We start from the raw sequence: 24850 nt of genomic DNA on the forward strand, positions 1-24850 counted from the left end.
AACATCTGTTTTCGCGACCGTGGGTCGACCGCCGGTACCAGTACACTCGCGTTATCCGTATTCTCGGGGCGATTCCTCCTCTATTGTCATTTATCCACATACTAGTTTCAAGTGCGTGGCGTGTGAGATAATGTCTGATGACCGCTACTCGATCATACGATATCGAGGGGATCGAACTCACTGACGACCGTTACACGGTCGAACAGGGGCTCATTCGGAGCAAGTACAGGGCGCTCGACGCCGATGGAAACGTCGTTCTCAGGGGGAAACAGAAGCGATTCAAGATGAAAGAGGAGTTTCCCTTCGTCGATGCTGAGGGAAACACGGTGTTCACGGTAAATGCCGGCGGAGTCCTTGATATTGCGGGGAATTACGTTCTATCGGACGCCCAGACCGGCGAGGATCTCGTTATCTTGGACAACGATTATTCGATCTTCCAGGACACATGGAAGATCCGCGATGCGACCTCCGAGGTGAAACTGGCGGAAATCAACTCTCGAGGTGCGATGATAACGTTGGCTCGGAACGTCGTTCCGTTCGGCGGCTGGATTCCACACAAGTACGAAATTTCTGATCAGGATAGCGCACACGTCGGTTCCATCAGCGGACAGTTTTCCCTGCGGGATCGCTACGAAATCGCCATCGACGACGCCAGTTCCGTTCCAAAAGAGCCGATCGTAGCGGCTGCGATGGTGATCGACGCGATTCAGGGCAATTAGTATCTCCCAGCATCGCTTCTTGCAGCATCGGATACGGCGATCGATGGCGGCGACCAGGCGCGTAAGTCGAATCGGGATGGATACGACGCCCGTTCCGTCCGGAGTCTGAGCGCCGAGTGTACTCGAGTGTACGCACGTCGGCCCGGTAGTCCATATCTGGATCGGGACTCCGACGGGTTCAATCGCCTTTTAGGTGCGTAGCGTATACCGTGTTCTATGACCGAGACACCGGATCGGGTCCCGACGCCCTGTCCATCCTGTTCGCCGGATCTCGAGACGGTCCACGAGGTGCTCACGACAGGCGGCGGCACCGTGACCGTTCGATGCAGCGAGTGTAGTCACGTCCACAAAATTCAGCCGGATAGCGAGCGCGAGGTCACCCTCGACGTGGTGGTTTCCCAGGGCGGCGAGTCCTTCACGGCGAACGTCACCACACCCGAAGACGAATCGATCGAGGTGGGCGACGAGTTCATCCTCGAGACCGAGGAAGTGCTGTCGACCGTTCGCGTGACGAGCGTCGAACTCGGTGGCCAGCGGCGCGTCGATGAAGCTCCCGCCGACGAAATCCAAACCGTCTGGACTCGCGAGGTCGACAACGTTGCGGTCAACGTCACCGTCCACCCACAAGACGGGTCACGAGACGACAGTCGGAGCGTTACCGTCCACGTTCCCGGTGACTACGAGTTCGAGGTCGGCGCGATCGAGTCATTCGGCGACGACGAGTTCGAAATCGACGCGTTCGTCGTTCGTGACGACGCCGCCGGATACCAGCGAGACCGCTTCGAAGTCGAGGGCGATACCGCATTCGCCAAGGACCTAAAGCGCGTCTACGCGTACGACGAGCAGAGTAGCGCCTGGTCTGCCTGGTAACGGACCGGGCGTGAGCACCGATGATCGCCCAGTATTCGCTACCCCATTCTCTACTACACTCGAGCGCGTTACCGAACCCGAACCGTGTTCGATAGCGACGATCCATCACGACGGCGAATGGTCGAGACCGTCTCACCGCGCGTCGATGACGACCGCGTCCTCGACGCGCTGGCTTCGGTCCCGCGCCACGAGTTCATCCCGCCGGACAGACGGGACAGCGCATACGCCGACCGACCGCTTCCGATCGGCGACGGTCAGACGATCAGTGCCCCGCACATGGTAGCGATAATGGTCGATCTGCTCGACGCCGAACCCGGCGACGACGTCCTCGAGATCGGTACCGGCTGTGGGTATCATGCCGCGGTTACGGCTGAGCTGGTCGGCGACGAAAACGTCTACAGCGTCGAGTACAGCGCCGACCTCGCCCAGCAAGCCCGCGATCGACTTGCGAAACTGAGCTACGACGGCGTCTCCGTTCGTACCGGTGACGGTCGCGAGGGCTGGGCCGAGCACGCACCGTACGATGCTGCGTACGTCACCTGTGGGACGGCGGAGCTTCCAGCGTCTGTCGTGGATCAGCTCCGACCAGGCGGACAGTTGCTCGCTCCGGTTGGAACCGGCCGGCAGACGCTCGTCGACGCAACCAAGCGATCGGACGGCTCGCTCGACCGGAACGATCGTGGCGGCGTTCGCTTCGTTCAGATGCGTGGGTCGGTTGACGGTTGACCGCGCAAGCGCGCCATTGATAATGGCCGGTGCGATAGCTGGCGTATGGACCCCGCGGTACTGCGCGAGGATATGGTCGATGGCCTCGAGTCCGCGCCGAAAAACGTTCTCGTCGACGAGAACGTGGCCGTCGCGATGCGTGACGTCCCCCGTCACGCGTTTGTCGACGACGAACGAACGGCCTACGCGGACCGCGAGCACGAGGCGCTCGGCACTCGCGTCCTCGCTCCGCGGACAGTTGCTCGCTTGATACAGGCGCTCGCCCTCGAGGACGATGAATCCGTTCTTATCGTCGGCGTCGGCGTCGGCTATACGGCTGCCGTTATTGCCGAACTCGTCGGTGAGACGAACGTTCACGCCGTCGACATCTCCCGGCCGCTGGTCGTCGAATCCCGACAGAACCTCGCAGAGGCCGGATACGACGGCGTTCTCGTCGATTGTCGCGACGGCGCAAACGGATTCCCGGAGTACGCGCCATTCGACCGTATTCTGCTCGAGGCAGCAGCAGTCGAGCCGCCTCGGGCGCTGCTCGAACAGTTAGCGGATGGCGGTCGATTGGTCCTGCCGCGTGGCACCCAGAAACAGCACCTCGAGGCTATCTCAGCCGACGGTGAGGCTGATCGGTTCGACGCCGTTTCGTTCGATCCGCTGCTGGTCGAGGGCGAGCAGTCGGGTGCGGTCGAACGAAATCGGATGACGCGAGAAGATCGGGAACGAGCCCAGCGACGCGCCGAATCTCACCGCGGTTGGGAACAACACTGGATCGAGTGGGACGAGGCGACGGACCCGCAGTCACGGCGCAGCCGCTCACGGTAGACGGCCGTGTGGCCGTCCCAGTCACCCTTCCCTGGGTCGACTCTGTCGGTTTCCAGCGTTGCGAGGGGATTCGAACTCCGTACGCACACCGGTACGCGTTGCGTTCTGAGTACGAGAGGTATCATCTCACACGCCTCCGTAGACGGTCGCCTCTCGTCGAGTTGAGCCGTTGCTTTTTCACCGCCGGTGACGACTGGAAAAGCGGCTACTACCGATTTTCGACGAACACCCCTATACAATGTGAAGTACGGAAAGGGGTGGGGGAAGTACTGAAAGGGGGGATGGGGGGATTGGGGGGGTGGCGACAATCTATCTCAGATCGCCAATTACTGGTACGAGCCACGGCTGGTTAAATATGATCTATAATTGTTTAGTGATTCTCTCCGTTATGTTCTATATGATTAGTATCGAAGGACGCAATAGCGATACTGAATGTCTATCCGCTACGACCGATGTCGATACCCCTTCACGAAAGTCAGCGCATGTTAGCATATGAGATCCTGTCGGAAACAAGGGAACACCCTCGGTTGTACGGGATCGGCTGCAAGCGGTGCATTAATCGGTTCACGTGTGACGAACGGTGATGGGGACTCGACTCGTACACGTTGCCGAAACTGGACCTGCCGTGGTGCCCAGCAGGCTGACTCCCGTGTCGCGGAGGGACGGTCAGTATTCCGTCCCGGTGGAACGCCTATTGCAGATGGGTGGGGAGACCGCTTTGACACGGCTCCACGCGCTGCAAAGCAGGTCCTCGGTCATAATTGGATGGCGACCATGTGGTGGACGCGAAAGCGTCCCTCGCTCCCGAGAAAATGCGCAATCTCGATGTCCTCTTCGAGGAACCTTCGCTGTTTACGGCGAGAGGATGTCACCAGCCGAACGATCGTACCATACTCTATCAGTGCAACGCACACTCCTAGGAAAGGGGGTGGGGGATTGGGGGGGTGGCGACTGTCTATTTCAGATCGCCAACTAAACGTATGGATGGTTACTGATTAAGTATAGCTTCTAACCAGTTACATAGCGACGCAATACCATACTAATTAATTAGGATCTCTGTCGAAAGCCAGTGCGACGAGCTTTCGCTCTGCTGCCCGAAGGTGATAGTGATACGTCGGCGGTGAGACGTCGAGTGCGTCTGCGAGGTCCTCGCCGGTACTCTCTCGCGGCCATTCGAAGAACCCGCTATAGTGTGCGGCCTGGAGGGCTTCGAACTGCTTGTCGGTGAGTTGCTCCGCGAGATACGTATCGAGTTGTCGCGCCGTCCGCGTATGGGTCGTCTCCCGTTTTGCTACCAGTTCTGTCTCCGGATATTCTTCCCTGATCGCTTCGACTAACGATCGCGTTTCGACACGCTGTGGGACCTCGAGAACGAGCGTCGACGTGCCACGTTCGGCTGACGCCATTCGGACTTGCACGTCATATGTTTGCAAAACGTCGAGAAACGGCGTCGTCGCAACAGTCAACTCGAACAGCGTTTCGTCGTCCCCTTCCGAAACTACCGACAGCGTCTGAATCGAGGCCCACGCTGCCTCGAGCGAGGTGAGATCCGCTGTCGTTGGCGCACTCACGAACAGCACGATTCCGTCCTCTCCGCGATCGACGACCCCCTCGAGCGTGATCGGATCGGTTCCTGTAATGTAATCCGAGAGGCGATTGAGCAACAGTCGCGAGCCACCGACGGCGAGTTCGAGCTCGATCCGGCTGTCTGTCACCATGGCTCGAGTTCGTTCGACGGATCGAATCGCGTGGCCGATCGTTTCCCCGAGTTCTATGAGCACTTCGCGCTCGCTTTCGCCCATCGAATCAGCTCCCGCGACGTGAACACCCAGTACACCGTACTGTCGCTCGTCGGCAACGAGCGGGACGCCGAGTACCGTTTGATATCCGTATGTCAATGCTTCTTTGCGCCGCGATTGCCACTCCGTTGCCTCGAGAACGTCGGGAATCAACACGACATCCCCCGACTCGAGTATGTCGCGAACCAGTTCGACCTCGGGAGCGCGGCCACTATCCTCGCGGATACGGTCGATGTAGGCCGCATCGATTCCGGCCCACGCAGTCGGTACAGGCGGTTCGTCGTCGCTTGCCGCGATCCATGCGAACCGATATCGATCCGTGTCGGCGAGGCGTTCGCACACTGTTTCCTCGATCGCTTCGCGCGTCGACGCCTGTGCAACACCGTGGTTGATCTCGCGAACGATCTCGTTTGTGTGGTTGAGACGGGTCAATTCCTCGTTTTGTTGTGTAAGCGTCCGGTCGTGATCCCGAAGCAACTGCTCGCGTTCGGCCCGATCCAGTGCGGCCTCAGTATTGGCCGCCAGAATGTGTACCAGCTCCGTCATCGTCTCATCGAACCCGTCGACGTCGCCCGTTCCTGCGACCAGCACGCCATGAGTTCCGAGCGGGACGATTAGTTCACACCGGCTTACTGCACCCGCCGTCGCTTCGACGCCGTCGACGGCTTCGCCGTCTGCTCGCGCGCTATCCACCCCCTCGCTGTCCTCTCGCGTCACGTCCTCGTAATACACGCTTTCGCCTTCCGAGAACACGTCCCAGACGAGCCCCTCTCCCCGATCGAACGTCATCTCCGGATCGACCCGATTGGGGGACTGCTGCGTCGACGAGACGTGCTCGAGCATCCCGGCCGTCGGCTCGAACGCGTAGGCCGCGGCGACTGCCACGTCGAGAATGTCGCCCGCTGTCTCGACCGCGGAGCGATAGATCTCTTCTTTCGTTTCTCCTCGCATGAGATCCCGAGTCGTCTCGTGCAACGTCGTGAGCGTCCGCTCGTAGCGTCGCTCGCTCTCTCGCAGTTCCGTTTCCGTGCGGTACTGGGAGACGGCGTTCGTGATTTGATTCGCGAGCAGTGCGTACTGCTCCTTCCCTGACCCTTTCTGGAGATACTGGGTTACCCCCGCTGCAATCGCTTCGCTAGCAATCTCTTCGGATCCGCGCCCCGTAAACAGAATAAACGGGAATTCGGGATCATCCTCACGGATCGCCTCGAGCAACTCCAGTCCGGTCATCTCCGGCATCTCGTAATCGCTGACGATACAATCGACCTCCCGCCGCTCGAGTACCTCGAGCGCTTCCGTGGCGTCCGTCGCCCCGACGGTGACGATCGACTTGTGCTCGCGCTCGAGCATCTCTCCAGCGAGAGCGGCGAAATCCGGTTCGTTGTCGACGACGAGTACGGTTATCGGTTGTGCCATGGTCCGCGTAACCGACGAATCGTTGTTTGGGACGGGCATCAGTTCACGTGATCGTCGGCTTATATAACTTGACAACGCGATAGTACTAATATATTAGGATATATGTCCTGTATCCACTAATTGTTTATACGAGGGAACGCCAGACAGTCGATATTTGAACTGTGGTCATAGATAGATTCTCACAGTTGCTATACTGTAGAACGCCGATATTCAACCGACGCCTTGAAGACGATTACGGCAGCCGAACCTCGAATCGGTACGTCTCTGCATGGTTGACGTTTGGATGGTCAATCTTCGGTTCGGTCAATCGCAGGTACGTACTTTTCTTTCCACAGTCTTCAATCGGTACCCAGTACAGCTCGTTGTTTTCTTTGCATCGTACGGCGAACGCGTCAATCTCCCCATCGTAGTCTTCCATCGTCATATCTCCATCGGTAGTCGTTTTGCTAGCCGTCTTGAAGCGAACAACGTTACCTTCTACCCATCCAGTTTTACACTGTACTCGAAGAAATCTCTTCCCAGTATCTAAAACGAGATCATACTTATCGTTGTCACCGAACGGGAGCGAGACGGAATAGCCCTCTGCGATGAGTGCTGTGATAATCCGCGCTTCGGTTTCGTCACCGACCTGTTTAGTATTCATTTAAATAGACTTATCATGAATGCATTCGGAACCGTCTTTATATGTCCTTCCTCTCACTACCAATGATCAGTGCTTGGAGAAAATAGAAACGCGAACCCGTCTGAGTCCACGGAGCTTTCACCAGAGGTATACAGAGTTTTACCCTCTGTCCAACCACTCTGTGTAGCTTTTCGAAATCGGAATACCTGCCGGCAACTGCTCGAAAGTACAGAGTCCAGAAAACGCCCGAGGCGGGATTTGAACCCGCGTCACGACCGTGACAGGGTCGTATGATGGGCCACTACACCACCCGGGCTCGCAACTCCTCGTTTCCGGGTGACGGTATTAAGGGTTTTGCTCCCTCTTCGATTGTGTTTTTCCGTGACAGAATACGTTCTCCGTAGCAATTACTCGCAAATAGCGTCACCGCCCAGTCACACATTGGTGGTGTTCGCCTCTCAGTCTCTGATATCTGTAGTCAACGGTCTACTTTCGAATCGAAAGAGACCAACTGAAGCGGTTTGAACTACAGTTACCTTGCTCGTTGCATTTGGTATCTTCTTCTTCAAGTTCCGGACACATCACTCGTCGGTCTCGACGTGGCCGGGATACACAATGCGTTCCCTCACGGAACCAAAATTCGTAGAAGCGCCCGAGGCGGGATTTGAACCCGCGTCACGACCGTGACAGGGTCGTATGATGGGCCACTACACCACCCGGGCTTCCGACTCATCGTTGCCCGGTGGTAGTATTAAGGCTTTTCAATCGGGTCCCGTGTGGTACGGTCAATCGGGACACGGACTCGACTCGAGCACTGCCCCCTGCTCCATCGTGGTACAATTTCGCACGGTCCACAAGGAATATAACTGAGAACCGGATACTCTCGTGTGTGATCGTTCGTCCCGGTCAGGTTCGCCCCGGCCGGATAGCTCTGCTTGTGCGCCGACTTAGTAACCGTTAAATGCCTGCCGCCGCTATCTGCCTGTAGTATCTCGTGACAGCCGCTTCTCTCCCGATAGCCAACACGCACACCCACACCAATCCATGGTAGATGTAAGCCAACACGACCTGGTTCCCGAGCACACCGTTCTCGAGGAGGATGTCCTCGCGGACGTGCTCGCGGAATACGATATCGACCGTACAGATTTACCGAAGATCAAACGCAACGATCCCGCCCTCCCGGACGAGGCTGAGATCGGCGACGTCATCAAGATCGTCCGGGATTCACGTACAACTGATCAAGCAATCGTATACCGGCTCGTGGTAGAATAAATGGCAATGGAACTGAACCGCGACGAACGGCGAGAAATCTCGCGCGAATACTTCTCGAAGGAACGAATCGCCGAACACCACTACCGCTCGTTCAACGCCTTCCTCAATCGAGGAATGCAAGAAGTCGTCGACGAGAAGGAAACGATCGACACGGACATCGGCGACAAAGAAGGCGAAGAACCGGTCCATGTCGAACTGGGCGACGTCCGCGTCGTCACCCCGCGAGTTCGAGAAGCGGACGGCTCCGAAGAACTGCTCTATCCACAGGAGGCCCGCCTTCGCAACATCACTTACTCCGCGCCGGTCTTCATGGAGATGTCCATCGTGAAAGGCGAGGAGGGCGACCAGCGGGTCGTCGACTCGACGGAGACGAAAATCGGCCGGATGCCGATCATGGTCGGCTCCGAAAAGTGTAACATCGCCGGCTTCTCAGACGAGGAACTGATCGAAATCGGCGAGGACCCCGCCGATCCCGGCGGCTACTTCATCGTCAACGGCTCGGAGCGAGTACTGATGACCAGCGAGGACCTCGCGCCGAACAAGATCCTCGCGGAGTACGACACCAAATACGGCGACGAGATTCAGGTCGCAAAGACCTTCTCGCAACGACGTGGCTACCGCGCACTGGTGCTGTGTGAGCGCACTCGTGACGGCCTGCTCGAAGTTTCGTTCCCCTCGGTATCGGGTTCGATCAACTTCGTGACGCTGGTTCGTGCCCTCGGACTCGAGAGCGACGAAGAAATCGTCCACAAGGTCTCGAACGATCCCGAGGTCGTCAAGTACATGCTCGAGAACCTGGAGGAAGCAGACGTCCAGACCGAAGAGCAAGCCATCGAGGCGCTCGGTAAGCGCGTCGCCTCCGGCCAGGGGAAGAATTACCAGCTCAAGCGTGCCAACTACGTCATCGACCGCTATCTCCTTCCGCACCTCCACGAAGACGGTGTCGAGGAGGAAGACGTTCGGATCAACAAGGCCCATTACCTCTGTCGGATGGCGGAGGCCTGTTTCGAACTCGCGCTTGGCCGCCGCGAATCCGACGACAAGGACCACTACGCGAACAAGCGGCTGAAGGTCAGCGGCGACCTGATGAAAGACCTGTTCCGGACTGCGCTGAATAAGCTCGCACGGGACGTCAAGTATCAGCTCGAGCGAGCGAACATGCGCAATCGGCAGCTTTCGGTGAACACGGTCGTCCGCTCGGACGTCCTCACCGAACGGCTCGAGCATCCGATCGCAACGGGGAACTGGGTCGGAGGTCGCTCCGGGGTCTCCCAGCTAGTGGATCGGACCGACTTCATGGGTGTGCTCAGCCACCTGCGACGACTTCGGAGTCCGCTCTCACGGTCGCAGCCACACTTCGAAGCGCGGGACCTGCACGCGACCCAGTGGGGACGTATCGGCCCGTCCGAAACGCCGGAGGGACCGAACTGTGGTCTGGTGAAGAACTTCGCGCAGTCGATGGAACTGTCCCAGAACGTCGAGGACGAACAGGAACTCAAACGCGAACTGGCATCGATGGGTGTCGAGGGCATTCCCGGCCTCGAAGGCATCGAACGGACGACGGCGTCAGGAGACGATTAAGCAATCATGAGCAGTCAAGAACGAGAGGCGAAAGTCTACGTCAACGGGTCGCTGGTGGGGACCCATCCCGATCCACACGAACTCGCAGAACAGATCCGCGAAGCACGACGCATCGGCGACGTAAGCGAAATGGTCAACGTGTCGGTGAAAGACCGAACCCGCGAAGTGATCGTCAACGCCGACGCGGGCCGAGCCCGGCGGCCGCTGCTGGTCGTCGAGGACGGTGAACCTCGCATCTCCGACCAGGAAATCGACGCGCTTCACGACGGCGACCTCGAGTTCGAGGACCTCGTCGATCACGGCTACATCGAGTTCATCGATGCCGAGGAAGAAGAGGACATTCTGGTCGCTGTCGACGAAGACGATCTCACTGGAAAACACACGCACCTCGAGATCGACCCGTCGCTGATCTTCTCGATCGGTGCAGGGATGATTCCGTATCCCGAGCACAACGCAAGTCCCCGCATTACGATGGGGGCCGGGATGATCAAGCAGTCGCTCGGACTGCCGAGCGCGAACTATCGGATTCGGCCGGATACGCGCCAGCACCTGCTGCACTATCCGCAGCTCTCGATGGTGAAAACCCAGACGACCGAACAGATCGGTTACGACGAGCGCCCGGCGGCGCAGAACTTCGTCGTCGCCGTGATGAGCTACGAAGGGTTCAACATCGAAGACGCGCTGGTCATGAACAAGGCCAGCGTCGAGCGAGCACTCGCCCGCTCGCATTTCTTCCGCACCTACGAGGGCGAGGAACGGCGGTATCCTGGCGGGCAGGAGGACCGCTTCGAAATACCGAGCCAGGACGTTCGCGGCGCTCGCGGGGAAGAAGCGTACAATCACCTCGACGAGGACGGCCTCGTCAACCCCGAGACGGACGTCGACGAGAACTCCGTTCTGCTGGGCAAGACGAGTCCGCCGCGATTCCTCGAGGAACCCGACGACATGGGTGGCCTTTCGCCCCAGAAGCGCCGCGAAACGTCAGTCACGATGCGTTCGGGCGAGTCGGGGATCGTCGACACCGTCACCCTCATGGAGGGCGAAGACGGGTCGAAACTCTCGAAGGTCTCGGTACGCGACGAGCGGATTCCCGAACTCGGGGACAAGTTCGCCAGCCGGCACGGCCAGAAGGGAGTCGTCGGCCACCTCGCACCGCAGGAAGACATGCCCTTCACCGAGGAGGGCGTCGTCCCCGACCTCGTGTTGAACCCCCACGCGTTGCCCTCGCGGATGACTGTCGGCCACATCCTCGAGATGATCGGCGGGAAACTCGGCGCGATGGAAGGCCGTCGCGTCGACGGGACGCCGTTCCTCGGCGAGGACAAAGATGAACTCCGAGAGGGGCTCGAAGATGCCGGCTTCGATTCCGCCGGCAAGGAAACCATGTACTCCGGGATCACCGGCGAAAAGATCGAGGCCGAAATCTTCGTCGGAGTCATCTTCTACCAGAAGCTCTACCACATGGTTTCGAACAAGCTGCACGCCCGTTCGCGCGGGCCGGTGCAGGTGTTGACCCGCCAGCCGACGGAAGGTCGCGCTCGCGAGGGCGGACTGCGTATCGGGGAGATGGAACGCGACGTGTTCATCGGCCACGGAGCGGCCATGACGCTCAAGGAACGACTGCTGGACGAGTCCGACCGCGAGTTCATCCACGTCTGTGCGAACTGTGGGATGAGCGCTGTCGAAAACGTCGAACAACGGCGCGTCTACTGCCCGAACTGCGACGAAGAGACCGATATCCACGAGATCGAGATGAGCTACGCGTTCAAGCTCTTGCTCGACGAAATGAAAGCGCTGGGTATCGCGCCGCGACTCGAACTGGAGGACGCCGTCTAAATCATGCAAAACAGTACACCAAAAGACATCGGACGGATCTCGTTCGGGCTCATGGAGCCCGAAGAGTATCGGGAGATGAGCGCGACGAAGATCATCACCGCCGACACCTACGACGACGACGGCTTCCCCATCGACATGGGGCTTATGGACCCACGGCTGGGCGTCATCGACCCCGGCCTCGAGTGCAAGACCTGCGGAAAACACTCCGGCTCCTGTAACGGCCACTTCGGTCACATCGAACTGGCCGCGCCGGTTATCCACGTCGGCTTCACGAAGCTCATCCGGCGGCTTCTGCGGGGAACCTGCCGAGAGTGTTCGCGGCTCCTGCTGACCGAGGACGAACGCGACGAGTTCCGCGGCCAACTCGAGGAGTCCCGGAAATTGAGCCGGGACCTAAACGACGTGACCAAGGCCGCGATTCGACAGGCGCGCAAGAAAGATCGATGTCCGTTCTGCGCCGAGATTCAGTACGACATCGACCACGAGAAGCCGACGACCTACTACGAGGTCCAGCAGGTACTCACGAGCGAGTACTCCCAGCGCATCGCAGGTGCAATGCAGGGCGACGAGGAAGCCGGCGTCGACCGTACGACGCCGGACGAACTCGCCGAAAAGACCGATATCGAACTGACGCGAGTCAACGAAATTCTCTCCGGTTCCTTCCGGCCGCGGGAGAGTCAGCGCAAGGCCATCGAAACGGCACTCGACATCGACCTCACGGAAGAGGACACGAACAAGCTGATGCCGAGCGACATCCGGGACTGGTTCGAGAACATCCCGGACGAAGACATCGAGGTGCTGGGGATCAACCCCGAGCGATCCCGCCCCGAGTGGATGATCCTCACCGTCCTCCCGGTGCCGCCTGTTACCGCTCGACCGTCGATCACGCTGGATAACGGTCAGCGATCCGAGGACGACCTCACGCACAAGCTAGTCGACATCATCCGGATCAACCAGCGATTCATGGAGAATCGCGAGGCGGGCGCACCCCAACTGATCATCGAGGACCTCTGGGAGCTCCTCCAGTACCACGTGACGACGTTCATGGACAACGAGATTTCGGGGACGCCACCAGCCCGTCACCGTTCTGGCCGACCGCTCAAGACGCTTTCTCAGCGGCTCAAGGGGAAGGAGGGTCGTTTCCGCGGCTCGCTGTCCGGAAAGCGGGTCAACTTCTCCGCTCGGACCGTCATCTCGCCGGACCCGACGCTTTCGCTGAACGAAGTCGGCGTTCCGGACCGCGTTGCAAAGGAGATGACCCAGACGATGAACGTCACCGAGCGTAACCTGGCCGACGCCCGGCGGTTCGTTTCGAACGGCCCCGAGGGCCATCCCGGAGCGAACTACGTCCGCCGACCCGACGGTCGACGGCTGAAGGTGACCGAAAAGAACTGCGAGCAACTCGCGGAGAAAGTCGAAGCCGGCTGGGAGGTCAACCGCCACCTCATCGACGGTGACATCGTCATCTTCAACCGTCAGCCATCGCTCCACCGGATGTCGATCATGGCCCACGAGGTCGTGGTCATGCCGTACAAGACGTTCCGCCTGAACACCGTCGTCTGTCCGCCGTACAACGCTGACTTCGACGGCGACGAGATGAACATGCACGCGCTGCAAAACGAGGAAGCGCGCGCCGAGGCGCGCGTCCTCATGCGCGTTCAAGAGCAGATCCTGAGCCCGCGCTTCGGTGAGAACATCATCGGAGCCATCCAGGACCACATCTCCGGGATGTACCTGCTTACCAACGACAACCCCCGGTTCAACGAGACGCAAGCACTGGATCTGCTCCGTGCCACCCGGATCGACGAACTGCCCGACCCCAGCGGAATCGACGACGAGGGCGAGCCGTTCTGGACGGGTTACGACGTTTTCTCCGAACTCCTGCCCGACGACCTCTCCCTCGAGTTCACCGGCACCGTCGGCGACGAAGTCGTCATCGAAGACGGCCAGTTGATCGAGGGTACCATCGCCGAAGACGAAGTCGGCGAGTTCGGCGGCGAGATCGTCGACACGATCACGAAGATCTATGGCAACACACGCTCGCGGATCTTCATCAACGAGGTGTCGACCCTGGCGATGCGGGCGATCATGCACTTCGGGTTCTCGATCGGTATCGACGACGAGACCATCCCTGAGGAGGCCCAGTCTCGTATCGACGAAACGATCACCGACGCTAACGACCGCGTCGAAGAACTGATCGAGGCCTACGAGCGGGGCGAACTGGAGAGTCTCCCCGGCCGAACGATCGACGAGACGCTCGAGATGAAAATCATGCAAACGCTCTCGCGTGCGCGTGACAACGCAGGAAACATCGCCGACGAGCACTTCCAGGACGACAATCCCGCCGTCGTCATGGCAAACTCCGGTGCGCGTGGGTCGATGCTCAATCTGACCCAGATGGCCGGTGCCGTCGGCCAGCAGGCTGTCCGAGGCGAGCGGATCAATCGGGGATACGAAGATCGCACCCTCTCACACTACGAGCCGGACGACCTGTCTGCTGAGGCACACGGCTTCGTCGAGAACTCCTACACGAGCGGCCTGACTCCGCGGGAATTCTTCTTCCACGCGATGGGTGGTCGCGAAGGGCTGGTCGACACTGCGGTCCGAACGTCGAAATCCGGTTACCTGCAGCGCCGGCTGATCAACGCCCTCTCCGAACTCGAGACGCAATACGACGGCACCGTTCGCGATACGTCGGATACGATCGTCCAGTTCGAGTTCGGTGAAGACGGAACCTCTCCGGTCAAGGTGTCTTCCGGCGACGAGAACAACATCGACGTCGCACATATCGCCGACCGTGTGCTCGACTCCGAGTTCGCATCCGAGGCCGAAAAACAGGAATTCCTCGGATCGAGGCCGCGACCGACGAACCTCTCGGAACACGCCGACGACCGGCTCGCCGAGGGAACGGAGGTGACCTCCGATGACTGAGGTCAGCTACGACGTCGACGACGACACGATCGCGGTCGTCGAGGACACGGACCTCCCGCGGCGGCTCAAAAACGAGGTCTACGAAACGCTCGAGGCCCGCGACGGTGCGACAGTCGCGGACGCCGACGAACTCGCCAAGGCGGTCGAGACCCGCTACCTGGATACCCGGGTCGACCCGCTCGACCCCGTCGGAACGGTGTCGGCCCAGTCGATCGGCGAACCCGGGACTCAGCTAACGATGAACACGTTCCACTATGCGGGTGTCGCCGAGATCGACGTGACCCAGGGGCTGCCGCGATTGATCGAACTGGTCGACGCCCGGAAGACTCCTGACACGCCGATGATGACCGTCTACCTCGAAGGCGAGTACGCGACCGAGCGCGAGCGCGCTCACGAAGTCGTCTGGAAGATCGAGGCGACGAAGATTCTCGCACTGGGCGACGTCTCGACGAACGTCGCTGACATGCGCGTTCAGATTTCGCTCAATCAGGACACCTTAAAAGAGCGGATGATCACGCCCGAAGAGGTTGCAGAAATCATCGAGGACTCGTTGGGCGTCAGTACGGTCCAACAGGGAACCCAGATCGAGTTCGGTCCGGAAGAACCCTCGTATCGGGACCTGCTGCAACTCGTCGAGGAACTTCGCGATATCACGTTCAAGGGTATCGAAGACATCTCTCGGGTCGTCATCCGTCGCGAAGAACTCGATGAGGGCGAAGAGTTCGTCCTCTACACCGAGGGATCGGCGTTCGGCGACGTCTTAGAGATCGAGGGCGTCGATGCCTCGCGGACGACGTGTAACAACATCCACGAGATCCGGCGTAACCTCGGTATCGAGGCGGCGCGCGAAGCGATCATCGAGGAGACGAACAACACGCTGGCCGAGCAGGGGCTGGACGACGTAAACGTCCGCCATCTGATGCTCGTCGCGGACATCATGACCAACCGCGGCGAGATCGAGTCGATCGGGCGCCACGGTATCTCGGGCTCGAAGGAGTCGGTCCTCGCTCGTGCCGCATTCGAGGTGACGGTCAACCACCTCCTCAATGCTGCAATCCACGGCGAGATCGACGATCTCGACGGTGTCACGGAAAACGTTATCGTCGGCAAGCCGATCAAGCTCGGCACCGGCGACGTCGACCTCCGAATGGGATCGACCACGTCAGGCAGCAGTCAGGCCGACTGATCGATGGGCGTAACCCTCGATGATACCGCACGGCGGTTCCTGGCCGCCTTCGAGGACGTCACCGGCGTCGACGGCCGAGACTGTCTCGTCACCGAGGGCGGCGATCGGCTGTTGATCGTCGTCGAACGCGGTGGGATGAGCGAGGCGATCGGCCCCGATGGCCGAACGGTAAAACGGTTCGAGGCGCGCATCGATGCACAGGTCCGTCTCATCGAAGGGTCGGACGATCCCGAGGAATTCGTCGCAAACGCGCTCGCACCGGCGGCCGTGTACAACGTTACCATCAGCGAGAATACCGATACCGTCGCCTACGTTGAGGTAGCCGAAGACGATCACGGCGTCGCGATCGGTACGAACGGACGAACGATCGATGCCGCACGCACCCTCGCGAAGCGCCATTTCGATATCGACGACGTACAGCTGATCTGACCGCCGGTTTGGGAGCGGGTGGTTCGGTAGGCCGGATCAGCGACTCGAGAGTGAGCTATTTTCGCGTTCGGTCGTGGTATTGCGGTCGTTCTGTGCGTCTACGGTACTCTCGGCCGTCGTTTCGTTCGCGGTATTGATCTCGTCGGTCGGTGGAAACGAACGGTACTGTCCCAATCGGATCCGTTTCCAGTCTTCGACCGGCACCGCTGCTTACGATCCGAACGCGACTCCGCGCAGGCGCTTGGTCCGTCAGGGTCGACACCAGGTTCGAGCAACGGCACGGACCGGTCGAGAGCAACTGTTCGGTGATGAAACCCGCTCAGATTCCTTCGTTCGGGCCCATCGTCGATTCTCGAGCCGTAACGGAGATTCGAAACGGGTCGCTTAAGTGCCTTCGTCGGATAGCGACGGGTACTATGGCAAACGGCAAATACGCCGCGCGCAAGCTCAAGAAGGACCGCCAGAATCAGCGGTGGTCCGACTCGGATTACGCGCGTCGCGCCCGTGGACTTCGCGAGAAGTCGGACCCCCTCGAGGGTGCACCCCAGGCTCGCGGTATCGTACTCGAAAAGGTCGGCATCGAGGCTAAACAGCCCAACTCGGCGATCCGAAAGTGCGTCCGGGTACAGCTGATCAAGAACGGAAAACAAGTCACCGCCTTCTGTCCCGGTGACGGCGCCATCTCGTTCATCGACGAACACGACGAAGTCACCATCGCCGGAATCGGTGGGGCGAAGGGTCGTGCGATGGGTGACCTTTCCGGCGTCAACTACAAAGTCGACAAGGTCAACGGCGTCGCGATGAAGGAACTCGTTCGCGGAAACGCCGAGAAACCGGTGCGATAACGATGGCTGCAGAAGACCAACCCGACCCTGATGCGCCGGCCGGCGGTGCAGAGGTTTCCGCGAAGCTCTTTGGCACGTGGGAAATCGGCGAAATCGATTACGACGACCCCTCGACCGAGCGGTATATCACCGTCACCCCCGTCGCCCACACCGCGGGTCGCCATGCCAGCAAGCAATTCAAGAAGTCTCAGGTCTCGATCGTCGAACGATTCATCAATCGTTTGATGCAGACCGAGGAGAACACGGGCAAGAAACAGCAGTCGCTCAACTACGTCCGTGATGCGTTCGATATCATCAACGAACGCACCGAAGAAAATCCCGTTCAGGTCCTCGTGACGGCCGTCGAAAACGCCGCCCCGCGGGAGGAGACCGTCCGCCTGAAATACGGTGGCATTTCGGTCCCAAAAGCTGTCGACGTCGCTCCGCAGCGGCGAGTCGATCAGGCGCTGAAGTTCCTCGCCGAAGGGGTCCAAAACGCTTCGTTCAAGACAGCGACGTCGGTCGAGGAAGCTATCGCTCGCCAACTCATCGGCGGGGCCAACTACGACGTCCAGACCTACGCGATCAGCCAGAAAGAAGAGAAAGAGCGCGTTGCGGCAGCCGCACGGTAACGCGATTTACGTTTTTGTTCGTCGAGCGGCACCTCTTCTGACAGGTCTATGAGGTCGTCTCGTTGCTCGGCGAGTCGGTTCCGGTGGCGAGTTCGCATACGTGTCCCCCAATCGATGAGTCGCACCGATCGCCGTCCCACTGGTCGACTGGGTGAACTGTGCGCCACCGGTTTTCGACCGGCAGGTTCCGGAATGATATTATTAACATTCTGTATGTGATATTAAAATACGTTCATTATCATATAGTCCATCTTGAAGAATGATATATGCCGAAACTGGACAATATTTGGAGCGCCCGACCACTACACAATATCCGGTACAGTATCGATAGATGATGCGTTTCTCGAGTGTGGACCACCGGTTGCTGGCACAGGTATGGCGTGGCACAACAGTAAACGGCGGTCTCTTTACGGGGCCATGAGATTAGCGTCCAATCGAGACGATATCGTCACTCCAGTGAATCGTCCCGTCGAGGAGAACTGGGAACTGACCCGTATCGAAGAATTCCATGAGTTCTGCCTCAGTCACACGAATGTTTCCCGTTTTTCGGGGAAGCACGTAGTACGTCGTGACTGGATCGAGGTACGGTGAGAAGACACACCCCCGTCGGATTTCTGCTGAGGTGTACATGATAATCTCTGCGACAAGCCCGTCAGTTGTTCGCGTAACGGTACATGCATTTGGCACCCCTGTTTCTGCCTGCGCTATCGTCGTTCGCCCGTCGCCAACCATAACGTAGTGTTGCCCCACGACGCTTGCTTGCCGAGCGATATCCAGCGCTGCGTAGAGTGGGAAGCCGCGGTTGAGTAATTGAGCGATCGTACTTCCGATACTGACTGCACCGCTGTTGACGACGTTCTGGAGTGTCACAATCCCGCCGATGCTTCCGGCCTCGACGAGGGCCAGTCCTTGATCGTGTGACTGACACGCGTTCAACAAGAATGCCTGTATGCCGACGGAATCGAGCGTCGTCGCATCCAGTACCCCATCCGAACACCGGAATCCCGCGTCGTCGATGTGCCCGATATAGTGGAAAAAGTCGCTGTCGGTCGCCAGCACTTCCGTAAGTTCGTCTCGGGAGAGGTCCTGATGAACCGTAATCTCGAACGGCAATTCCTCGCGCGTTCCATACGTGTTGTTGACGTTCTCGAGTTCCGTGAGCATGTCCTGATCGTTGCAGACGGCCGCTATCTCGAGCGGGCCGTCTTTCGGCGTTCGGCCGATGCTATTTTCGTAGGCGGCAAGCGGGGTGGTACTGACGATCTCCGAACCGTCGATACCGGTCCAGGCTTGTTGCAACGTCGAACGCTGTTGTGACTGTGTCGACGGTGCGACGATCCCGTTGCCACGAGCGGTTCGCAACAGTGATCGGTGGCCGAACTCGTCTCGAGTAAACTCCTCGATTGCTTCTTCGACGGCTGGCTGCCGGTGACCCGTGGTCGTACTCCCGTTTTCCACACTGACGACCGCGAGAGCGTTCGCGACGAACGGAAGGAACTCGACGTGCTCCTCGGTCGGCTTCAGCCGCGTTTCGAATTGCCAGTCGGGGAGAGACGGCTCCAGAGCAGTGAACGACACGTCGAGGTAGGTCTCGAGCCGTTCGTCGAGCGGTTGGTGATACGCTGTTTCGAAGTCGAATTCGAGGAGCGATTCGACCGCTTTGCGTTCGTGCAGCGGGAGCTGAGTGGTTCCCGTGGTTCGAACCAGGCAATCGAGAAAAAACACCTGTCTCATTACTCGCTCGACGTTGTGTTCGAACCCGTCGTCTCCGTTGAGAGCGTACGTGAAACCGGTATCGATGGCGATCTGGGGACTCGAGCCGGAACGGACGTCCGCGCCGAGATAGTACGCGAGCGGTGCGATAACGAATACGTCTCGGAGTGACGCGGGAACTTCTATTCGAACGCCGGTGTCAGTTCGCTCGAAGCCGTCGGGAATTCGTAGCTCGTCTCCGAGCTCGAGTCGCGGCGGATGTCCGCGGAGCGTCGGATAGGAACGTTCGGGCGACGTCGTCTTCAACGCCGAGCCGAACGCAGAAACGGCTGCCATGACGTCGATCGGATTCGACGTCGTCGCAATCGTCCCCGCTGGCCGCTCGTGGAACGACCGGGCGCCGAGGATCACCTGCGTCGCATCGTCGAACGCGACGTGCGTCCGTTCCGCATCGGAGTAAATCCGAACCGCACTGTGAACGTCGGCGTAGACCTTCAGCGGACCGGAAATATCCAGTATGTACTCATCCGACGGGAACTCCGCTCCGTCGGTCGGATGGACCGTTGCTCGCATCGTCCCGTCGGAGTCGCGAACCAGGACGTGGTCGGTCGTCGGTAGCGCAATCGTATCGGTCGTCACCTGTACTACTGTTTCCACCGGAAATCGAATCCGATCGTTTGACACGGGCTGGAGGGAACTCGGCTCGTCTATCGTTAACCGATACCGGTGGCGTTCGATCGGATCGACAATCTCGACTCCCGTTCGTGTCGGCTCGAATTCCGGTTTCATCGAAACGGATGATCGGTTCGTGGGTGTCTGTCGGGCTGTTCCTCGTCGTGTGCTTTCAGTTCGGAACGAGCGAGGGACGGGACGCAGCGACGGCTCTGTTCTCTATTTCGGGTTCACCGAAAGCCATCCCGAAGAGTGCGCTCCGTCACCGATCATCCACCGCTCCTGGGTGTCGCCGTTTCGTTCCCGCAATTCGACGACCACGTCGAAAAGCGGCGACAGAACGGGGACGATTCTTGCGCTTGGTTCTACTGGTAAATGATAGTGCGCCATTCCGCTGACGTCTCGCGTCAGACCGTTGATCAGATGAAGAAATTTGAAGATGCGCTGTCGGCCGTACTCTTCGAGCAACGGTAACAACGAATCGACGCCGACCCTGACCTCTGCGGGCTCAAGTCCGTCTGCGTCGCGTTCGAAGGACTCGATCGCGTTTGAGATGGCCATGCCGAGGTCTGCGAGGGCGTCGACCTCGGTCGTCGACGTGATGGACTCTCCAGGCGTGGAACTATTCGTGGCGGTGCTGCGGGCCTGGACGTCGTAGTTGATGAACGACAGCGTTTCCGAATCGATTGCGCCGGCTAGATTCGAAAGCTGTCGGAAATCGCCAGTTGTCGAGATGAGAACACGTCGGCGGGCTTTTTCCGACCCCTGTCCGAGTAGCCGTCGACACGCATCTCGTCGTTGGCTGGGTCGGACGGAGCCGATAACGAGGACACACGCACCCTGACGCTTTAACCGTGATAGCTCGTTGGCAAAGCCATCGTCGTCTGTCCCCGCGCGGTCCGGTTCCGCGAACATCACTGGTATGTTCCAGCAATATATGGTATCAAACAATAAATGTTCGGGTTGAAGTGTAAAGTCGTCGGATCCGCCACTGGACACCGTCGGCTTGCGGTTCCGGACGGACTCGGCCGACCGAATCGTATCCGTGATCGGGTTCGTTCAGTCCGCGGCCGGACCCTCACCGCGTATATACGAGCGGGTCGCGTCGACGAGCACCTGGCGGTAGGTACTTGCATCCGGTTCGCGGGCGAGCTCGCGGAACCGACGCTTGAACTCACTGAATTCGATTTCGGGGGCGTCCATCGCTGCCGCGTGGGCGAGGTCGTAGAGCCGGTGATCCTCTTCGATGAGGTCATGTCGTTCCGCGAGCGCGAGCGCGAAGGCCGCGTTCACCGCCGTGATTTCGGGATCGGCGCCCGGGGAGAGGCGCTCGAGCCCCGGGCGCGGCGGCGTGTCGGGGCGGTCGGCGACCGCAGTCGCGAGACTCGACTCGAGAAACGAGAGGAGCTTTTCGCCGGGACCGACCGAGAGCGTAATGTCGTCGGCGTAGATGTCTTTCATGTGGTTGGCGATTTGATAGCAGTGGGAGAGCTTACGCCGTTCGACGCTGCGGCCGGCCAGTGCGAGGTAGAGCACTTCTTCGGTCGACTGCGTGTGGGAGGGGTGTCGCTGTTCGTGGCGGGCCATGTGGGAAAACTCGTGGAGGGCGAGTTCGCGGGCCATCGCTGACGACGCGGCTTGCCTCGAAATATTGAGGACGTGATGATCGTCGTAGTGGGCGGCCCAGGTCCGTTCGTCGGGATCGTCCCGCAGGTGGACGTGGACTGGCAGCGAGAGGTCGTGCTCCGTCTCGAAGAGGTCCCGGGCGCTGAGAAATGGTGCGGTCGGACCCGGGCCCTGGACGCGTATATCCATGCTTATACGTCCCAAGGTCTCCATCGCTATTACAGTGACGGCTGCGGACAGATGGCGCAGACCGTCGTTTCACGCCTTCATACGTCGAGTGACAGTGTCGTCGGGAACGGTGGTCGGGACGGTCACACGGCCCGGACGGTCACTCGCGTGGATCAGACGATACGAAGTGCGTGACCCGAATGGAGCGGGGGATGGAGGGCGTGGGTGATTCGGATTCAGGCAGTCCCCACCGAACCGAGGGCGTTGTTCTCGTAGGTGACGGCCACCGTCGTCACGTTACTCGCGTTGGTGTAGAGACCGTACCCCGCTCCGTTGCGAATCGTCGTGTTCTCGAGGAGTAGCCGCGCTCCGATGTAGGCCGCCACGTTCGCGGGCTCGACCCGGTGGTTGAAGCTCCCTGAGCCGGCGTACTCGACGACTGCGTAGATGAGCCGATTCTCGACCCGGTCGCTCTCTCGGTAGGAGAGCCCTCGCCAGAAGCCTGGCGTCTTCTGCTCGCCCGTAAACGTAATCGGCGTGTCGGCAGTCCCCGTTGCGTTGAGGCTACCTGTCGACCAGACCTGTAGTCCCGCGTCGCTCTCGAAACTCACGGTCGCACCGGTCTCGATCGTGAGATCGCCCTGGACATCGAGAACGTCCTCGACGACGTATCGCGCGTCGACGCCCTGCCACGTGACGGTCGATCCCTCCTCGATGCCGCTGCTCGTGGGGATAACGTCGATCCGATCGTCGTCGTTGCCGACGTAGGTGCTCGTATCCGGGAAGAAGTGCGAACTCGTACTTCTGGCCCACGCGGCGCCGCTCGCGTTCCTCGTGACGGTGTTGGTGTGGAACGAATCGATCGTCTCGTTCGAACCGAAACAGACGCCGTAACCGCCGCCCTCGCGGATGGTCGAACTATCGACGCTGAGGCGGGAGCCCGCACGAACGGTGACGTTGGCGGCGACGGTGCTGTGGTGGAAGGACTCTGAGCCGCCGTACTCGACGACCGCGTGGCCGAGTCGGTTCTCGGTCCGATCGGTGTTACAGAACTGGATGCCCTGCCAGTAGCCGCGGGTCTTCTGCTCGCCGGTGAACGTGATCGGAGCGACCGACTCGTCCTGGTTCGTGCCGACTGCAGTGAGGCTCCCGTCGTCACGTACGTCGAGGCCTGCGTCCTGATCGAAGCTGACGGTCGCGCCGGGTTCGATCGTGAGGTCGCCGTAGACGGTGACCGTCCCGGTGACTACGTAGCGAGCGTCGACGGCTTCCCAGCTATCCGAGATCGTCTCGGGAAGTCCGCCCGAGGTCGGCACGATGTCGATCCGGTCGTCGTCGTTGCCGGTGTAGGTGCTCGTGTCGGAGAAGTAGACCGAACTCGGGGTCCGGACCCAGGCAGCGCCGTCCGCGTTCTTCGTGACCGTGTTGTTGTGGAACGCGTCGACGGTTTCGTTCGAGCTGAAACAGACGCCGTAGCCGCCACCCTCGCGCACGGTGGTGTTGGTGACGCTGAGCCGTGACCCGTAGCGGACGGTGACGTTGGCGGCGACGGTGCTGTGGTGGAAAGACTCGGAGCCGCCGTACTCGACGACTGCGTGATCGAGTCGGTTCTCCGTGCGGTCGCTGTCCTGAAACTGGAGTCCGCGCCAGTAGCCGCGAGTCTTCTGCTCGCCGGTGAACGTGATCGGAGCGACCGACTCGTCTTCGTTCATCCCGACGGCGGTGAGACTCCCGCCGTTTCGCGTGTTGAGGCCCGCGTTTTGCTCGAAGCTGACGGTCGCGCCGGGTTCGATCGTGAGGCGACCGTAGTTGTCGGTCACGCCGGTCAGCACGTACCGGGCGTCGGTGACTCCCCACTCCACGTCCACTGATTCGGAGATGCCGCCGGACGTCGGCGCCACGTGAATCCGGTCGTCGTCGTTGCCGGTGTACTGACTCTTGCCGGCAAACTGGTGGGCGCTCTGATCGCGACAGGCCGCGGCCGTCGCGTTCGCAGTGACGAGACACCGATCGAACGCGTCGAGCGCCGCGTCGTATTTGAGATAGATACCCTCACCCGCGCTCTCGCGGATCGTACATCGCTCGAAGGCGGCACGAGCGTCGAGCAACTCGATACCTGCCTTCCGTACGCTGTGGTGGCTCCGGCTCGCACCCGCGTACTCGACGATGACGTGTCGCAATTTGTTGTCGAGATTGTTCGACCCGTAGAAGACCAGTCCGCCCCAGTATCCTCGCGTCTCCTGTTCCCCGGTCATCCGAATCGGAGCCTCGCACGTCCCCTGTGCGGTCAGACTCGATCCCTCTCTGACCTGCAGTGACGAGCCGCTCGCGAACGTGACGGTCGTTCCCGGCCGGATCGCCAGGTTCGCACCGTTGCGGACCCAGATCTCGGTGGTCACGTGGTAGTTCGAACACTCCTCGCCCCACACCGTATCGCTCGAGAGGCTGGCCGAAACCTCGACGGCGTCGCAATCCGTGTCGAGTTCGCCCGTGGGACACGCTCCGTAAGTCGGTTCGTCGCCGCCGGTATCGGCCGAGTCGTCGGACTCGGGGTCAGCGTCGGTATCGGAGGCGTCGTCCGGCGTTTGCTCCCCCTCAGACGACGAGAGTGCACGTTCCGAACAGCCGGCGATTGCGCCAGTGATCGATGCTGTGCCGAACGCCCGCAAGAGCGATCGGCGACTGGTTGGGTCGTTGGTTCCTGTCATGGTATGTCGTTGTCCGACGCGAATCTCCGTGCGAACGCCAAGAGCCGAAAACCGACTGAAATCCGCCGCGTTCGTCCACTTTTCGCGTCCTGATTCACTCTCCCACTACGGCAGGATATACTCTCCTCGTGAACTCAGTTCACGTCGTGAACGTTCGTGTACCTGTTCACGCGGTGACCTATTACGACCGCTTTCGTGGTGTGAACTTCGTGCACCGACCTCTCCGAACGTTCGAGTGACATGATCGCGAAACAGGCAGGGTGGTGGCGACGGCTAACTGCGTGGTATTCACTCACGCAAACGT

At 60.0% G+C, this 24850-nt stretch carries 18 protein-coding genes and 2 tRNA genes; 12 read left to right on the forward strand and 8 right to left on the reverse strand.

Going from position 1 to position 24850, the window contains the following annotated elements:
• The first annotated feature begins 137 nt into the window (after positions 1–137).
• The 4 genes from HYG82_RS36130 to HYG82_RS36145 all read left to right on the forward strand — a co-directional run bounded on the left by HYG82_RS36130 (position 138) and on the right by HYG82_RS36145 (position 3131).
• Complete coding sequence (locus HYG82_RS36130; RefSeq protein ID WP_179262289.1) at positions 138–719, forward strand: LURP-one-related/scramblase family protein; 582 nt, start codon at positions 138–140, stop codon at positions 717–719.
• 216 nt (positions 720–935) lie between these two features.
• Positions 936–1589: an HVO_0476 family zinc finger protein gene (locus HYG82_RS36135; protein ID WP_179262291.1), complete on the forward strand. Its 654-nt coding sequence runs from the start codon at positions 936–938 to the stop codon at positions 1587–1589.
• 117 nt (positions 1590–1706) lie between these two features.
• On the forward strand, positions 1707–2315 hold the full coding sequence (locus tag HYG82_RS36140; protein ID WP_179262293.1) for a protein-L-isoaspartate(D-aspartate) O-methyltransferase: 609 nt from the start codon (positions 1707–1709) through the stop codon (positions 2313–2315).
• A 45-nt stretch (positions 2316–2360) separates the two neighbouring features.
• A complete protein-coding gene (locus HYG82_RS36145; RefSeq protein ID WP_179262295.1) occupies positions 2361–3131 on the forward strand; it encodes a protein-L-isoaspartate O-methyltransferase family protein in 771 nt (256 codons plus the stop codon).
• A 1043-nt stretch (positions 3132–4174) separates the two neighbouring features.
• Here the strand turns inward: HYG82_RS36145 and HYG82_RS36150 are convergent.
• From HYG82_RS36150 to HYG82_RS36165, 4 genes are all read right to left on the reverse strand, one after another.
• A complete protein-coding gene (locus tag HYG82_RS36150) occupies positions 4175–6346 on the reverse strand; it encodes a bacterio-opsin activator domain-containing protein (RefSeq protein WP_179264564.1) in 2172 nt (723 codons plus the stop codon).
• A 232-nt stretch (positions 6347–6578) separates the two neighbouring features.
• Complete coding sequence (locus tag HYG82_RS36155; RefSeq protein ID WP_179262297.1) at positions 6579–6989, reverse strand: group I intron-associated PD-(D/E)XK endonuclease; 411 nt, start codon at positions 6987–6989, stop codon at positions 6579–6581.
• Between the two features lie 222 nt (positions 6990–7211).
• A tRNA-Asp gene (locus tag HYG82_RS36160) sits at positions 7212–7284 on the reverse strand.
• Between the two features lie 333 nt (positions 7285–7617).
• A tRNA-Asp gene (locus HYG82_RS36165) sits at positions 7618–7690 on the reverse strand.
• Between the two features lie 322 nt (positions 7691–8012).
• Here HYG82_RS36165 and HYG82_RS36170 point away from each other — a divergent pair.
• The 8 genes from HYG82_RS36170 to HYG82_RS36205 all read left to right on the forward strand — a co-directional run bounded on the left by HYG82_RS36170 (position 8013) and on the right by HYG82_RS36205 (position 17659).
• Positions 8013–8240 carry a DNA-directed RNA polymerase subunit H gene (locus HYG82_RS36170; protein ID WP_179262299.1) on the forward strand — a complete coding sequence of 76 codons (228 nt, stop codon included), beginning with the start codon at positions 8013–8015 and terminating at the stop codon, positions 8238–8240.
• The gene (locus tag HYG82_RS36175) at positions 8241–9821 is read left to right on the forward strand and encodes a DNA-directed RNA polymerase subunit B'' (RefSeq protein ID WP_179262301.1); all 1581 of its coding nucleotides are present in this window, start codon (positions 8241–8243) and stop codon (positions 9819–9821) included.
• A gap of 6 nt (positions 9822–9827) precedes the next feature.
• Positions 9828–11657, forward strand: a complete 1830-nt coding sequence (gene rpoB, locus HYG82_RS36180) for a DNA-directed RNA polymerase subunit B (protein ID WP_179262303.1) — start codon at positions 9828–9830, stop codon at positions 11655–11657.
• 3 nt (positions 11658–11660) lie between these two features.
• Positions 11661–14588, forward strand: a complete 2928-nt coding sequence (locus HYG82_RS36185) for a DNA-directed RNA polymerase subunit A' (RefSeq protein WP_179262306.1) — start codon at positions 11661–11663, stop codon at positions 14586–14588.
• Entirely contained in the window at positions 14581–15774 is a 1194-nt protein-coding gene (rpoA2, locus tag HYG82_RS36190) for a DNA-directed RNA polymerase subunit A'' (protein WP_179262308.1), read from the forward strand. Before HYG82_RS36185 ends, rpoA2 begins: the two co-directional genes overlap by 8 nt.
• Positions 15775–15777: 3 nt before the next feature.
• The gene (locus HYG82_RS36195) at positions 15778–16203 is read left to right on the forward strand and encodes a NusA-like transcription termination signal-binding factor (RefSeq protein ID WP_179262310.1); all 426 of its coding nucleotides are present in this window, start codon (positions 15778–15780) and stop codon (positions 16201–16203) included.
• Positions 16204–16619: 416 nt separating this feature from the next.
• On the forward strand, positions 16620–17048 hold the full coding sequence (locus tag HYG82_RS36200) for a 30S ribosomal protein S12 (RefSeq protein WP_049951550.1): 429 nt from the start codon (positions 16620–16622) through the stop codon (positions 17046–17048).
• 2 nt (positions 17049–17050) lie between these two features.
• Positions 17051–17659 (forward strand): 30S ribosomal protein S7, encoded by a 609-nt coding sequence (locus HYG82_RS36205; protein ID WP_179262312.1) that lies wholly within the window; start codon positions 17051–17053, stop codon positions 17657–17659.
• Between the two features lie 423 nt (positions 17660–18082).
• On the opposite strand, the gene HYG82_RS36210 is transcribed toward HYG82_RS36205, so the two are convergent.
• The 4 genes from HYG82_RS36210 to HYG82_RS36225 all read right to left on the reverse strand — a co-directional run bounded on the left by HYG82_RS36210 (position 18083) and on the right by HYG82_RS36225 (position 24546).
• The gene (locus HYG82_RS36210; protein WP_343233065.1) at positions 18083–20011 is read right to left on the reverse strand and encodes a CHAT domain-containing protein; all 1929 of its coding nucleotides are present in this window, start codon (positions 20009–20011) and stop codon (positions 18083–18085) included.
• Positions 20012–20263: 252 nt separating this feature from the next.
• Positions 20264–20959 carry a DUF7504 family protein gene (locus HYG82_RS36215; RefSeq protein WP_179262316.1) on the reverse strand — a complete coding sequence of 232 codons (696 nt, stop codon included), beginning with the start codon at positions 20957–20959 and terminating at the stop codon, positions 20264–20266.
• Between the two features lie 144 nt (positions 20960–21103).
• Positions 21104–21859 carry a DUF5781 family protein gene (locus HYG82_RS36220; protein WP_179262318.1) on the reverse strand — a complete coding sequence of 252 codons (756 nt, stop codon included), beginning with the start codon at positions 21857–21859 and terminating at the stop codon, positions 21104–21106.
• A gap of 215 nt (positions 21860–22074) precedes the next feature.
• A complete protein-coding gene (locus tag HYG82_RS36225; RefSeq protein WP_179262320.1) occupies positions 22075–24546 on the reverse strand; it encodes a hypothetical protein in 2472 nt (823 codons plus the stop codon).
• Positions 24547–24850 lie beyond the last annotated feature (304 nt).

The organism is Natrinema halophilum, assembly GCF_013402815.2.
Classification (GTDB): Archaea; Halobacteriota; Halobacteria; order Halobacteriales; family Natrialbaceae; genus Natrinema; species Natrinema halophilum.